Source organism: Kosakonia beeri (assembly GCF_054165705.1).
Map to the genome: position 1 here is coordinate 2,890,836 of NZ_CM135106.1, position 13,044 is coordinate 2,903,879.

Consider the following 13,044-nt stretch of genomic DNA (forward strand, 5'->3'; position numbering starts at 1 on the left):
AGTATCAGGAGTCCGTTGTGGTCAGGCGTCTATCCGCCCCGCGTCCCGAATTCGAAGCGGCGGCAATCTATGCATATCCCGAACATCTTCGCCCCTCGCTGGAAGCGATGCCCAATCTGCCCGGGGTCTATATTTTTCACGGGGAAAGCGAGGTCATGCCGCTCTACATTGGCAAAAGCGTGAATATTCGCAACCGCGTTCTTTCACACCTGCGCACCCCGGACGAAGCCGCCATGCTCCGCCAGTCGCGGCGAATTAGCTGGATCTGTACCGCCGGCGAAATGGGTGCGCTCTTGTTAGAAGCCAGGCTCATTAAGGAGCAGCAACCGTTATTCAATAAACGGTTGCGCCGTAATCGCCAGCTCTGTTCGCTGAGCTTACACGGCGATAAGCCGCAGGTAGTGTATGCAAAAGAGGTGGATTTTTCAGCCTCGCCCGATTTGTATGGATTGTTCGCTAATCGCCGGGCGGCACTGCAGGCACTCCAGAGTATCGCCGATGACGAAAAGCTCTGTTATGGCCTGCTCGGGCTGGAGTCCATAACACGGGGGCGTCCCTGCTTTCGTTCAGCATTGCAACGCTGTGCTGGCGCATGTTGTGGTAAAGAGTCGCTGCAAACGCACCATGAAAGATTTACCGCAGCGATGGCGCGTATGCAGTTGATCTGCTGGCCGTGGCAGGGGCCGATAGCGCTGAAAGAACACGGCAATGCCATGACGCAGTACCATATTATCCATAACTGGCTATGGCTGGGCTCAGTCAGCCGGCTGCGCGATGCCGGGGAACTGCTGCGCACCCCGGCCGGTTTCGATCATGACGGCTACAAAATTCTTTGCAAACCCCTTCTCACAGGCGAGCATGAGATTATCGAACTGAGTTAGTGCCCCGGCAACCAGGTGATTTCACTGAACAGTAACTGCCCTTCCGGTTTTAGCAACCGGAGGGTATGGTGGCCCTCCTGCCAGTACGCACCCTGATCGGCTGTCAGCAGTTTCTCGCCGAGTTGCCACGCACCGCTCAGCACAAAGATCACGCCGCCGCGCGCACCAAAGGTTGTAAAGGTGCGGTCAGCAATACGCACCTTTGCCCGGCAGCGATCACGGCGCGTCAGCACATTAAAATCCATCGACATTTTTCCGTCAGACAATTCGGCCTTTACAGCCTGTTCACCGGCAAAGGTAAAAGGTTGATGGTGTTTCAGGGTGTGGTGAAAGGCAGTGCCGCCGTCCAGCGTGACTTCTCCCCCTTCAATCAGCGTGATCACCCTGTCAACGCCCGGAAACTGCGGAAACTCACCGTTGCTCGCCAGGGAAGCGATACTCACACGCCAGCTAAAATCCCGCGTCGACGGCGGAAAACAACAAATCTCACGCGTCTCACCCGCACCATTACGCCAAAGATTGACCGGCATTTTGCGGATATCAAAATATTCCATCATCACTCCTGAATGGCGCGGCACAAGGCCTGCGCCGCTGCTTCGCAGAACAGCGTACTGACTTGTTATTGTTCAGAATGCCATGCAGGGTTGGCCGCAGCCAGGCGGATTAGCCTCAGACGCATGCCTCACTCTGCAAGTAAAAAACTCTAAATTTCAGATAAGTAACACCCTTAAAGCGGGTGGCATGATGAGAATACCGTGCCGGTGGCGGCTGGCAAGAGGAAGGTAAGAAAAAACCGCCGGATCTGCCCACCACGTAAACGTTAATGGGCAAAACCGGCGGTCTTAAGAGGGGGCTGAATTATTTTATTCAGCAGGTGCAGGAGGCATTTTACCTTCCGGCGCCGGACGTTCTGTCAGACGCTTCTCAAAATTCGCATTGAACTGTTTTTTCTGCTCCGGCGTCAGAATGTTATAAATTTTGTTCTGGGTTTCCATATGTGCCAGCATGTCGGCTTTATGCTGCGCTTCCATTTTCGTCAGTTGCGCTTCGGCTTTGGCTTTATCGAAACTGTCGCTGGCCACAATTTCATGCATGGCACGCATCTCTTCCACCGGCGGGCGTTTCATCTGGTCTCGCTGGCTTTTCATAATGTCGCGGATCTGCTGTTTCTGCGCATCGGTCAGATTCAGATCTTTAAACATCATCATTTCATGCGGCCCTTTTGGACCCTTGTGATGCATCATCGGCTTGCTATCCGCCGGTGCAGCAGGCGCGTCCGCAGCGTGTGCCAGGTTAGCGGCGCCGAAGGCCAGGGTAGAGGCAACAAACAGGGCAGTTAATTTACGCATAATTTTATTCCTTACTTCGGTTTTACTTACGGCGGTTGCCGTGTTGACGCTATTCACTTTACTGCCTTTATCGTCAATTAATCAGAGCGACAGTAAAACAATGAAAGTGTAAATAACCTTTTTACGACAAATAAGGAGGAAATAAGGATAAAGGGTGAAGAGATGAAAATTAAATATACAACTTACTGATTCAGAAGGGATTATGAAGAATTATAAAATAAACCTGATTATAAATAAAGCCACTCACCAGGATAAATCTGTAATTTATTCATGAGGGTGATGAAAATAAGCCCTGCATCAGCAGGGCTTCGGTATTAATCTATTTTTTCCAGCATTAATCCTGCACGCAGACCAATGGCGACGTCAGGGTTTGGAAACAAGACATACTCCCTGTCATGTTGAACGACATAACGCTCCCCGCGATCTTCCGCCAATAAGGTGCCCGCTTCAAACGGCGTGAAATTGAGCGTATCGGCAGAAATATAGAGTTTGAACGCCTCGCTGTTACGGGTCAGTTGCTGCACCACGCGGTACCGCAACGGCATGGTTTCAGTATCTGGCGCGGGCTCTCCGGCAACCAGCGCAGCAAGCGCCCAGGCGGTACGCTGAAACTGGCTCAGATCATTCTCGCCGAAGGGCAAAGCTTTACCCAACTCCAGCGTGCAGGCCAACGCACCGAACTGCTCGCAACTGTAGTGCGTAAAGGTGCCTGCCGGCGCACGATGGAACACCAGCGCCTCAAGCCCGGCGGCGCCAAGCCACTCAAGAAACAGCTCATCCCACGGCTCTGCACGCTGCGGCAATATGCCAAAACGGACATGGTGCGACCCTCGGATCGCCGTATGCAAATCAAGATGCCAGCGCCCCCCCTCGCCTTCATCGAAGAAGTGGGTGACCGCCCGCTCCAGCTGTGCGGCGCGCAGCGTTTCATCACTCGGAGGCAGTGTGCGCCAGCGTCCGCCAAACAGACGATTCAAATCGTTGGTCAAAAAGCGTTTGCCCTGGGTCAGCGCCTGGGGATTGCCAAGGATCACCAGCAGCCGCCAGGTCAATGGTTGCACACCGGAAAATAAATTTTTCAGCAGGATATCCAGCATCTCGACCGGCGCGGTTTCATTGCCGTGAATAGCACAGGAAATCACCAGCGATCGCCCGCAAGGTTGCGGCGGCACTAACTCCAGGATCCCCTGTTCATGCCACAGCCAGTGAATCCCCCCCGACTCTCCAGACATTTTACGCGGAATGTCACCCGATAATGTGGCGGCAAGAAAGTTATCCATACGACCTCCTGTTAACGCTGGAATGGATAAACAGACCCCAGGTTCAGTAGCTGCGTCAAACGATCCAGCGCTTCGCGTCCTTCACGCAACAGCTGTGGATCGGCTAAATCGGCCTGCGTCAGGCGATCGCGATAATAGCGATCAACCCAGTCATTGAGCGTAGTAAACAACCTGTCGTTCATCATGACTGCCGGGTTTACCGCCTGTTGCTCCGTCTCGCTAAGCACGACCCGCAGACGCAAACAGGCTGGGCCTCCCCCATTCGCCATGCTTTCACGCAAATCAAACACCTTCAGCTCGCTAATGGGGTTATCCTGCTCCAGCAGTGTATTCAGATAACGCCAAACGCCGGCGTGCGTCTGCGACTCCTGTGGCAATATCAACATCATGCTGCCATCGTCACGACTCAAAAGCTGACTGTTAAACAGATAGGTTGCTACCGCATCCTCTACCGATACGGCGCTCTGCGGTACCACAATCGCCATAAACCCCGGAACGTGGGCACGCAATTCGGCTAACAAACGCGGCTGATCGACAAAGGCCAGCGCATGGCAAAACAGCACCTGCCGGTTGGAAACGGCAATCACATCATTGTGGAAGACGCCAAGATCGATGACATCCGGGTTTTGGCGGGCAAAAATCACACGCTGCGGATCAACCTGATTCAGCCGCGCCACAGCCTGACTTGCTTCTAATGTTTGTCGTGCCGGGTATCGGGCTGGCCCCGTCTCGCCCCCCTCTTCCCGACCATAAACAAAGAGTTGCATACCGGGTTCGCCATAATCGCCACCGAAGCGGTTATGATTCGCAGCGCCTTCATCGCCCAGCATCGCCACCTGCGGCAGCGCGCCGTGGATAGCAAAGGTGTCCCGATCGGGGAAAATTGCCCGGAGCAACGCTTCCGTGGTCGGTGCTTCTGTTGCCCGGTGGAGCTTGTTATTCAGGTTCGCCACTGTCAGATGCACTTTGCCATCGAGGGCATCCGCCGACGGGCACACTGTTGCAGCATTCGCCACCCACATGGCCGATGCAGAACTGGCCGCTGAGAGCAAATGTGGCGCCTGGGTCGCGGCTTTCGCAACAACGTGTTCGTCACTGCCGCTAAAGCCCAACTGGCGCAGCAGCGCAACATTTGGCCGTTCCTGCGGCGGGATCACTCCCTGCGGGAAACCGGCATCCGCCAGCGCCTTCATTTTTAGTAGCCCTTGTTTCGCCGCCAGCCGTGGATTGGAAAGCTGGAAACGATGTCTGGTCGAGGCCTCATTACCAAACGACAGCCCGGCATAGTGGTGGGTTAACCCCACCAGGCCATCAAAGTTCACTTCACGCGCTTTCATCGCGGCTCCTCATGGGCAAAATCGAGTCCCGGGCTGAGCGTTTGCGGCAGGTGTAATGTCGCCGTTTCGAGGCTTGCCATCGGCCAGGCACAATAATCCGCCGCGTACCAGGCGCTGGCGCGGTGATTGCCTGATGCGCCCACTCCGCCAAATGGCGCGGTGCTGGCCGCACCGGTCAGGGGTTTATTCCAGTTAACGATCCCGGCGCGGGCTTCGAGCAATAACCGGTCAAACTTCTCGCGATCTGACGATATCAGGCCGCAGGCCAGCCCATAGCGGGTAGCGTTAGCCAGAGCGATGGCCTCATCAAAGTCATCGTAACGCCAGACGCCTAACAACGGGCCGAAGACCTCTTCATCTGGCACATCGGCAACGCCCGTTAACGCGATAATGCCTGGCGTCAGCAATGATGTACCTTCCGATAACAGGCGTGGCGCCAGCAAGGTTTTACCCCCGCGTGCTTCATGCGCCTGCCAGGCTTGTATGACGTGGTGAGCCGCCCCGGCTGAAATCAGCCCACCCATAAACGGTTGCGGCTCTGCGTCCCACGCCTGTGGAATTAACCGTGCACTGACCTCCACCAGTCGTTGCAGAAAAGCGTCCCCGGTTGCGGAGCGTTTCACCAACAAACGACGGGCGCAGGTACAACGCTGACCGGCAGTAATAAATGCCGACTGGATCGCCAGATGTACAGCGGCATCAATGTCCTCGGGTTCGTCCACAATTAAGGGGTTATTGCCCCCCATTTCCAGCGCCAGGATCTTTTCCGGCTGCCCGGCAAGCTGGCGATGTAACTGATAGCCTGTCTGCGCACTGCCGGTAAACAGCAGTCCATCCACGCCTGGAAGCGTGCTCAGGGCTTGCCCGGTTTCACGACCGCCCTGCAGCAGGTTAAGCACACCAGCAGGCAAACCCGCCTGCTCCCACAGTTTCACCACGGCTTCCCCGGTCCATGGCGTCAGTTCACTGGGTTTAAACAGCAGAGTATTGCCTGCCAGCAGCGCCGGAATAATGTGCCCGTTAGGTAAATGGCCCGGGAAGTTGTACGGGCCAAATACCGCCAGCACGCCGTGAGGGCGGTGACGCAATGTCGCGGCGCCGTCGGCCATTTCGGTATGTTGCTCACCGGTTCGGGTATGGTATGCCTTCACCGAAATCCCCGCTTTGTTGATCATCGCAGTGATTTCTGTCAGCGCTTCCCAGCGTGGCTTACCGGTTTCGCGCGCAATAATTTCCGCCAGCGTGGTTTTATTCGCCTCCAGCAGCGCCGTGAATTTCTCGACAATGGCCTGGCGAGTGCTAAATGGCTGGCGCGCCCACAGTGGAAAAGCCTTACGTGCCGCCTCACAGGCCTGCTCAACCTGCGCAGCCGTTGCGTCGAAGCCATGCCACAGCGCTTCATGACTCACCGGGTTGGTTTTTACCCGACGCTCTCCTTCGCCGGTGATCCAGTCGCCATTAATCCATAGACTCATTGTGATTTCTCCTCAGCGCAAAGGCGGGCGAGACGAACCGTGTCACCCGGCTGGCATTTCAGGGCATCCAGCTCTGCTGGCGTTAATAACAGGCGCTCGCAGGCCGGATCGGCTGTAATAAGCATGGCCCTAAATTGTTGGTATTGCTCATTCGCGACCATGCAGGCCGGCCATTCGCCGGGCGCGCGATGGCCTTCGCCAACGGTCACCAGACGACTCTTGCGGATGGCTCTGACCCGGTCAATATCGCACTCAAGGGTCGGACCGCCGTCGAAAATGTCGACATAGTTGCGATAACGGAAACCTTCTTTTTCCAGTACCGCACGGGCAGGTGCCGTTTGTGGATGCACCTGCCCGATTACCGCCTGCGCCTCTTCCGACAGAAAATGGGTGTAGATAGGGTGCTTCGGCATCAGTTCAGCAATAAAGGCTTTCTGCCCGGTGCCACACAAATAGTCAGCCCGGCTGAATTCCATCGAGAAAAAACGTTTCCCCAGACTCTCCCAAAAAGGCGAATAGCCATGCTCGTCAATCACGCCGCGCATTTCCGCCACCACTTTTTCGTTAAAGCAATCGCGGAAGGCGGCCATAAACAGAAACCGCGATTTCGACAACAAATAGCCGTTGCCGTCTTTGCGCCAGGCGGGATCGAGAAATAACGTGCACAGTTCACTGCTGCCGGTGTGATCATTACTGAGGAACAGGGTCGGCAACGCGTTATAGACATTCAGCTCTTTTGACGCATGTACTTGTGTGCCCACACGGTAGTTGTACCAGGGATCGTTAAGCCCCACTGCCACTTCGATGGCGCAAATCCCGGCCACTTCGCCACTTTGCGTCTCTTCCAGTACGAAAACATACCCCTGCTCACTCTTCGCCAGTTCCCCCGCCCAGGTGCGACGCGAACGTTCAATTCGTGCCGCAAGTGTGGCTTCATCAACCGGGAGAGAGGTCAGCCCGCCCCCGGTTTTCCCGGCGAGCGCCAGCAGTGCCGCGAGATCGCCCTCAGCGACAGGACGGATCACCATCATGATGAACGCTCCGCAACGAATTCCTTACACGCGCGGGCAAAACGCTCCAGCCCGACGCGGATCTCTTCTTCACTGATATTCAGCGCGGGCGCGAAACGCACCACATTCGCGCCGGCAATCAGTACCATTGCCCCTTCCAACGCCGCCAGCTGCGAAATGAGCTTTGCACTCCCGGCGTATTCTTCCGCAAGCTGGCAGCCAATCAGCAACCCGAGGCCGCGAATGTCACTAAACAGGTGATAGCGTTCGTTCAGGGCCGCCAGTTGCTCGGTTATCCACTGGTGACGCTGTTTCACGCCGTTTAGCATTTCATGGGTATTAACGAGGTCAAGCACCGTTCCGGCAACGGCCCCGGCCAGCGGGTTACCACCGTAAGTTGTGCCGTGTGTACCAACATTCATCACCTTGCCAAACTGTTCACGCGTCAGCATTGCGCCAATCGGGAATCCGCCGCCCAAGGCTTTGGCGGTGGTGAGCACATCTGGCGTCACCCCGTAATGCATATAGGCATACAGCTCGCCGGTGCGGCCAACACCGGTTTGCACTTCATCAAAGATCAGCAGTGCGTTATGGCGGTCGCAGAGCTCGCGCAAACCTTGCAGGAACGCGGTGCTGGCTGGCACCACGCCGCCTTCGCCCTGCACAGGCTCGACAATCACCGCGCAGGTGTCGTCATTGATCAATTCACTGGCGGAAGCCAGATCGTTATACACCGCGTGCTGGATTGCCGGCGGTAGCGGCGCAAAGTCCTGCGAATAGGCAGGCTGGCCGCCCGCACTCACGGTAAACAATGTGCGACCATGAAAGGCATTTTTGAATGCAACAATGCCGCTTTTCTGCGCGCCAGCGTTATCGTGAGCATATTTACGCGCCAGCTTTAACGCGGCCTCATTTGCTTCCGCGCCCGAGTTACAAAAGAAAACACGGTCGGCAAACGTTGCATCCAGTAGCCGCTTCGCCAGTTTCAACACCGGTTCATTCGTGTAGCCATTGCCGGTATGCCAGAATTTAGCCGCCTGCTCACTCAGGGCGTTGCATAATGCCGGGTGCGCATGTCCCAGCGCGTTAACGGCAATCCCCCCCGCGAAATCGATATACTCTTTACCTTGCTGATCCCACAGACGTGAGCCTTCTCCGCGAACCGGAATAAAAGGTGCTGGCGCGTAGACAGGCAACATCCATTGATCAAAATTTTCACGCGTAATTGACAGAGACATAGCGACCTCATCCGGTAAATAAAAAGTTTATAAAATGTTAACGAATGTGAAGACTTTCGCTGTAAATGTAGATTGCATGGTTCGTGCCAGCTAGCGGAGAAAATGCATAAACGGGGTTGTTCAACAATAATTCAACCACTTACAACCTGTCGCCATTCACTTTAATTGCATAAAAAGTGAATAATTCGCGATCGATGTGTGATGGCAGGCGGAATGGCGTGAGACTTTATGCAATAAGAATAATTAATATTGGAACTGTGATCATCAGCGAAATTAATTTTCATCCACCACCCTTTTTAAGCGCATCCTGCACAGAAACAGGGCAGCTGGCGCGTTTTTTGTGCAAAGGGGCAGGCAAAACAAGCGCCGTACCAATAAGTGGCAGTTGCGAAACATAAACTCTGCTAACATCTCTGCATCTTTCACTCTGCTAAGTGGCTGCGACTATGAAATTTGTCTCTTTTAATATCAACGGGCTGCGCGCCCGTCCCCATCAACTTCAGGCCCTTGTAGAACAGCATCAGCCGGATGTGATCGGCCTGCAGGAGACAAAAGTTCATGATGATATGTTCCCCCTCGAAGAGGTGGCACGCCTTGGCTACAACGTGTTCTATCATGGGCAAAAAGGCCACTACGGGGTCGCGCTGCTGACGAAAGCCACGCCTGTCTCGGTACGCCGCGGTTTCCCCAACGATGGCATCGAAGCGCAACGCCGCATCATCATGGCAGAGATCCCCTCTCCGCTTGGCGATATCACCGTTATTAATGGTTACTTTCCCCAGGGCGAAAGCCGCGACCATCCGCTGAAATTCCCGGCGAAGGAGAAGTTCTACCAGGATCTTCAGCAGTTCCTTGATACCGAACTGAAAAAAGAGAACCCGGTGCTGATCATGGGTGACATGAACATCAGCCCGACGGATCTGGATATCGGCATTGGCGAAGAGAACCGCAAACGCTGGCTGCGTACCGGTAAATGCTCATTCCTGCCGGAAGAACGCGAATGGATGGATCGCCTGAAAAGCTGGGGCCTGGTTGACACATTCCGCGAAGCCAACCCGGACACGCAGGATCGTTTTTCCTGGTTTGATTACCGCTCTAAAGGCTTTGATGATAACCGTGGCCTGCGCATAGACCTGCTATTGGCGAGCCAGCCGCTGGCAGAGCGCTGCATCGAAACCGGTATTGATTATGACATCCGCGGTATGGAAAAACCCTCCGACCACGCGCCGGTCTGGGCCACCTTTAAGATCTGAAACTGATGGACTCCGCGCCCGTTTGCAGCCCGTGGGTCAGTGTTGACTGGCTCAACGATTTGCAGCACCAGTGTAATCAGGCCGCTGCGCCAGACCGGGAATGGCGGTTGTTGGAAGTGGGTTACGAGGCCGCGCAAGCCTATCGCGCCGGGCACATTCCCGGCGCAGTGTATATGGATACGCGCGAGGTAGAAGCACCGCCGCTGTGGAATGTTGTTTCCCCCACACGTCTGCGCGCCGTGCTGACCCGCTATGCCCTGCACGTCGACACCCCTGTGATCCTCTACGGTCGCGGTAATTACGCCGCCGAGCGGCTCGCGCAAATTCTGTTATACGCCGGGATCCAGGATGTGCGTTTGCTTGATGGCGGCTGGCAATGCTGGCTGCGCGCAGGACTGAAGGTGGAGGTGGGCCCAGCCCGCCGCCTTCACGCCGAACCTTTTACCGCACCACTACCCATGCAGCCGCAATGGCTGCTGAATCAATCTCAAACCCGCCAGTTACTGGCGCAACCGGATACGGTGCTGGTCAGCGTACGTAGCCGGGCTGAATTCACCGGCGCCACCAGCGGTTATGGTTACATTGCTGCAGCCGGCGAGATCCCGGGAGCCCGTTGGGGGCATGCAGAAGGCGACAGTCAGTATATTGAGAATTACCACTGCCCGGATGGCACACTGCGCGCCCCACAAGAGATTGCCACTTTGTGGCAACAGGAGCAGATCACTGGCGACAAACAGGTGGTATTTTATTGCGGCACGGGCTGGCGCGCATCGCTGGCTTTTCTGATCGCCCGCTCGCTTGGCTGGCAACGTATTGCCGTGTATGACGGCGGCTGGTTTGAATGGAGCCAGTCCTCTTAATGGAAAACAGGCTCGTATGACAACACGCAACAGTATCGATGTGGTCGCCGCTATTATTGAACGCGATGGCAAAATTTTACTCGCCCAACGCCCCGGGCATGCCGATCAGGCCGGGTTGTGGGAATTGGCGGGTGGGAAAGTCGAACCCGGCGAAAGTCAGCCGCAGGCACTGACGCGCGAATTGCGCGAAGAACTGGGCATTGAAGCCCACCCGGCAGGTTACGTCGCCAGCCATCAGCGCGAAGTCTCCGGGCGGTTAATTCATTTACATGCCTGGCATGTGGTGCACTTTCAGGGAGAACCCACGCGGCACTACCACAGCGCCCTGCTATGGTGTACGCCCGCCGATGCGCTGCAACAATCGCTCGCCCCGGCAGACGTCCCGCTGCTGGAGGCGTTTATGGCTTCACGCGGCGCCATACCAGCGGATTAGTGGACAACGCTTTCTCATCACGCTGGCATTGCAGAAGCACGCCCTCGGTTTTGATCACCGCCCCTTCGGTATAATTTTGATTGCCATAAACACAGCACTGCATGCAGGGCTGTGTGGTTTGCGTCTGGCCGCCGGAGCTGAACACCTCAGCGGGAACATTCACTTCAATACCAGGCGACGGCATACGTTCCGCCAGCACACCATAGGAGGCGACCAGTAATGTTGTCGCCACTGCCCACGTGAAACGGGTCATAACTTGTCCTTTCTAATTGACTCCACTAATTACTATAACGGATCTATTTGGCAGGACTTTAATTTCACGGATCATCGGTTTTAGTTATGACAGCACGGGGGTTATTAATTTGCCTGGTGAGCGAATTTTTCCCTTGCCCGCTGCCGCATTGCGGATGTTATAGTCCAAAAGCGCCCATTTTTTGCGCACACAACCACAAGACATTCACACCGATAAGAGAAACTTATATCTATGGATCAGACCCACTCTCTTGCATCATTTCTTGCTTATGTTCAACAACGCGATCCACACCAGCCGGAGTTTTCGCAGGCCGTTCGTGAAGTTATGACTACCCTCTGGCCTTTTCTCGAAGCCAACCCCCGTTACCGCCAGTTTTCACTGCTGGAGCGTCTGGTAGAACCGGAACGCGTGATCCAGTTCCGCGTTGCGTGGGTGGACGACCGCAACCAGGTGCAGGTTAACCGTGCCTGGCGCGTGCAATTCAGTTCGGCCATTGGCCCGTACAAAGGCGGAATGCGCTTTCACCCCTCGGTGAATTTATCCATCCTGAAGTTTCTGGGTTTTGAACAAACCTTTAAAAATGCCCTCACCACTCTACCGATGGGTGGAGGTAAAGGCGGCAGCGATTTCGATCCAAAAGGCAAAAGCGACGGCGAAGTGATGCGTTTCTGCCAGGCGTTGATCAGCGAACTTTATCGTCACCTGGGGGCCGACACCGACGTGCCTGCGGGCGACATTGGCGTTGGTGCGCGTGAAGTCGGTTTTATGGCCGGAATGATGAAAAAACTCTCTAACAACACGGCCTGTGTCTTCACCGGTAAAGGGTTATCATTTGGCGGCAGCCTGATCCGCCCGGAGGCGACGGGTTACGGTCTGGTGTACTTCACTGAAGCCATGTTAAAACGCCACGGGCTGAGTTTTGAAGGCCTGCGCGTCGCCGTGTCGGGTTCCGGCAACGTCGCGCAGTACGCGATTGAGAAAGCCATGGCCTTTGGCGCCCGCGTGGTCACAGCCTCTGATTCGGCCGGAACCGTGGTCGATGAGTCCGGCTTTACCGCAGAAAAACTCGCCCGCCTGTGCGAAATCAAAGCCAGCCGCGATGGTCGTATTGCCGATTATGCGCGCGAATTTGGCCTGACCTATCTCGAAGGTCAGCAACCGTGGTCCGTACCGGTAGATATTGCGCTGCCGTGTGCCACGCAAAACGAGCTTGATACTGACGCTGCCCGCCTGCTAATTGCCAATGGGGTTAAAGCCGTTGCTGAAGGGGCCAATATGCCTACCACCATCGAAGCAACAGAACTGTTCCTTGACGCTGGCGTCCTGTTTGCCCCCGGGAAAGCGGCCAATGCCGGTGGTGTGGCAACGTCAGGTCTGGAGATGGCCCAAAACGCGGCGCGCATGGGCTGGAAAGCGGAGAAAGTGGATGCCCGTCTGCACCATATCATGCTCGACATTCACCAGGCGTGTGTGGAATACGGTGGAGAAGGTAAACAGACGCACTATGTGCGTGGGGCGAATATTGCCGGTTTTGTCAAAGTCGCCGACGCCATGCTGGCGCAGGGCGTCATTTAACCCGGTTCGAACTCGCAAGGCGCAGGCCAACTGGCATAATGCCGGGTGGCGCTGCGCTTAGCGTCAGGTTTCTGACCGGATAAGCAACGCGCCAGCCGCC

At 55.7% G+C, this 13,044-nt stretch carries 13 protein-coding genes; 5 read left to right on the forward strand and 8 right to left on the reverse strand.

Annotated features, from left to right (window positions below):
* The first annotated feature begins 17 nt into the window (after window positions 1–17).
* The gene (cho, locus tag ACUY4S_RS13745; protein ID WP_458022265.1) at window positions 18–881 is read left to right on the forward strand and encodes an excinuclease Cho; all 864 of its coding nucleotides are present in this window, start codon (window positions 18–20) and stop codon (window positions 879–881) included.
* Here the strand turns inward: cho and ves are convergent.
* From ves to astC, 7 genes are all read right to left on the reverse strand, one after another.
* A complete protein-coding gene (ves, locus tag ACUY4S_RS13750) occupies window positions 878–1,435 on the reverse strand; it encodes an environmental stress-induced protein Ves (RefSeq protein WP_458022344.1) in 558 nt (185 codons plus the stop codon). The two genes, cho and ves, sit on opposite strands and share 4 nt — an antisense overlap.
* Window positions 1,436–1,744: 309 nt before the next feature.
* Window positions 1,745–2,230, reverse strand: coding sequence for an ATP-independent periplasmic protein-refolding chaperone Spy (gene spy, locus ACUY4S_RS13755; RefSeq protein WP_312685873.1), 486 nt, complete (start codon window positions 2,228–2,230; stop codon window positions 1,745–1,747).
* A 314-nt stretch (window positions 2,231–2,544) separates the two neighbouring features.
* Window positions 2,545–3,510 (reverse strand): succinylglutamate desuccinylase, encoded by a 966-nt coding sequence (gene astE / locus ACUY4S_RS13760; RefSeq protein WP_312685872.1) that lies wholly within the window; start codon window positions 3,508–3,510, stop codon window positions 2,545–2,547.
* Window positions 3,511–3,521: 11 nt separating this feature from the next.
* Window positions 3,522–4,847 carry an N-succinylarginine dihydrolase gene (astB, locus tag ACUY4S_RS13765; protein WP_312685871.1) on the reverse strand — a complete coding sequence of 442 codons (1,326 nt, stop codon included), beginning with the start codon at window positions 4,845–4,847 and terminating at the stop codon, window positions 3,522–3,524.
* Window positions 4,844–6,322: a succinylglutamate-semialdehyde dehydrogenase gene (gene astD / locus ACUY4S_RS13770; protein WP_458022266.1), complete on the reverse strand. Its 1,479-nt coding sequence runs from the start codon at window positions 6,320–6,322 to the stop codon at window positions 4,844–4,846. Before astD ends, astB begins: the two co-directional genes overlap by 4 nt.
* Window positions 6,319–7,353 carry an arginine N-succinyltransferase gene (astA, locus tag ACUY4S_RS13775; protein ID WP_312685867.1) on the reverse strand — a complete coding sequence of 345 codons (1,035 nt, stop codon included), beginning with the start codon at window positions 7,351–7,353 and terminating at the stop codon, window positions 6,319–6,321. Before astA ends, astD begins: the two co-directional genes overlap by 4 nt.
* Window positions 7,350–8,570, reverse strand: a complete 1,221-nt coding sequence (gene astC, locus ACUY4S_RS13780; RefSeq protein ID WP_312685866.1) for a succinylornithine/acetylornithine transaminase — start codon at window positions 8,568–8,570, stop codon at window positions 7,350–7,352. The genes astA and astC overlap by 4 nt, the downstream gene beginning before the upstream one ends.
* Before the next feature lie 446 nt (window positions 8,571–9,016).
* Here astC and xthA point away from each other — a divergent pair, with 446 nt between their 5' ends.
* The 3 genes from xthA to ACUY4S_RS13795 are packed head-to-tail and all read left to right on the forward strand — an operon-like array spanning window position 9,017 to window position 11,116.
* Window positions 9,017–9,823: an exodeoxyribonuclease III gene (xthA, locus tag ACUY4S_RS13785; RefSeq protein ID WP_458022267.1), complete on the forward strand. Its 807-nt coding sequence runs from the start codon at window positions 9,017–9,019 to the stop codon at window positions 9,821–9,823.
* Between the two features lie 5 nt (window positions 9,824–9,828).
* On the forward strand, window positions 9,829–10,683 hold the full coding sequence (locus tag ACUY4S_RS13790; protein WP_312685864.1) for a sulfurtransferase: 855 nt from the start codon (window positions 9,829–9,831) through the stop codon (window positions 10,681–10,683).
* 16 nt (window positions 10,684–10,699) lie between these two features.
* Window positions 10,700–11,116, forward strand: a complete 417-nt coding sequence (locus tag ACUY4S_RS13795) for a pyrimidine (deoxy)nucleoside triphosphate diphosphatase (protein ID WP_312685862.1) — start codon at window positions 10,700–10,702, stop codon at window positions 11,114–11,116.
* On the opposite strand, the gene ACUY4S_RS13800 is transcribed toward ACUY4S_RS13795, so the two are convergent.
* On the reverse strand, window positions 11,082–11,300 hold the full coding sequence (locus ACUY4S_RS13800) for a DUF1496 domain-containing protein (protein ID WP_312686792.1): 219 nt from the start codon (window positions 11,298–11,300) through the stop codon (window positions 11,082–11,084). The genes ACUY4S_RS13795 and ACUY4S_RS13800 overlap by 35 nt on opposite strands.
* A 300-nt stretch (window positions 11,301–11,600) precedes the next feature.
* Here ACUY4S_RS13800 and gdhA point away from each other — a divergent pair, with 300 nt between their 5' ends.
* A complete protein-coding gene (gdhA, locus tag ACUY4S_RS13805) occupies window positions 11,601–12,944 on the forward strand; it encodes an NADP-specific glutamate dehydrogenase (RefSeq protein ID WP_312685859.1) in 1,344 nt (447 codons plus the stop codon).
* The last annotated feature ends 100 nt before the right edge of the window (window positions 12,945–13,044 follow it).

What these genes read in the sequence shown, in the direction of transcription:
- ves (WP_458022344.1), bottom strand. Translation starts at nt 1,435, where the DNA reads ATGGAATATTTTGATATCCGCAAAATGCCGGTCAATCTTTGGCGTAAT.
- spy (WP_312685873.1), bottom strand. Translation starts at nt 2,230, where the DNA reads ATGCGTAAATTAACTGCCCTGTTTGTTGCCTCTACCCTGGCCTTCGGC.
- astE (WP_312685872.1), bottom strand. Translation starts at nt 3,510, where the DNA reads ATGGATAACTTTCTTGCCGCCACATTATCGGGTGACATTCCGCGTAAA.
- astB (WP_312685871.1), bottom strand. Translation starts at nt 4,847, where the DNA reads ATGAAAGCGCGTGAAGTGAACTTTGATGGCCTGGTGGGGTTAACCCAC.
- astD (WP_458022266.1), bottom strand. Translation starts at nt 6,322, where the DNA reads ATGAGTCTATGGATTAATGGCGACTGGATCACCGGCGAAGGAGAGCGT.
- astA (WP_312685867.1), bottom strand. Translation starts at nt 7,353, where the DNA reads ATGATGGTGATCCGTCCTGTCGCTGAGGGCGATCTCGCGGCACTGCTG.
- astC (WP_312685866.1), bottom strand. Translation starts at nt 8,570, where the DNA reads ATGTCTCTGTCAATTACGCGTGAAAATTTTGATCAATGGATGTTGCCT.
- xthA (WP_458022267.1), top strand. Translation starts at nt 9,017, where the DNA reads ATGAAATTTGTCTCTTTTAATATCAACGGGCTGCGCGCCCGTCCCCAT.
- ACUY4S_RS13790 (WP_312685864.1), top strand. Translation starts at nt 9,829, where the DNA reads ATGGACTCCGCGCCCGTTTGCAGCCCGTGGGTCAGTGTTGACTGGCTC.
- ACUY4S_RS13795 (WP_312685862.1), top strand. Translation starts at nt 10,700, where the DNA reads ATGACAACACGCAACAGTATCGATGTGGTCGCCGCTATTATTGAACGC.
- ACUY4S_RS13800 (WP_312686792.1), bottom strand. Translation starts at nt 11,300, where the DNA reads ATGCCGTCGCCTGGTATTGAAGTGAATGTTCCCGCTGAGGTGTTCAGC.
- gdhA (WP_312685859.1), top strand. Translation starts at nt 11,601, where the DNA reads ATGGATCAGACCCACTCTCTTGCATCATTTCTTGCTTATGTTCAACAA.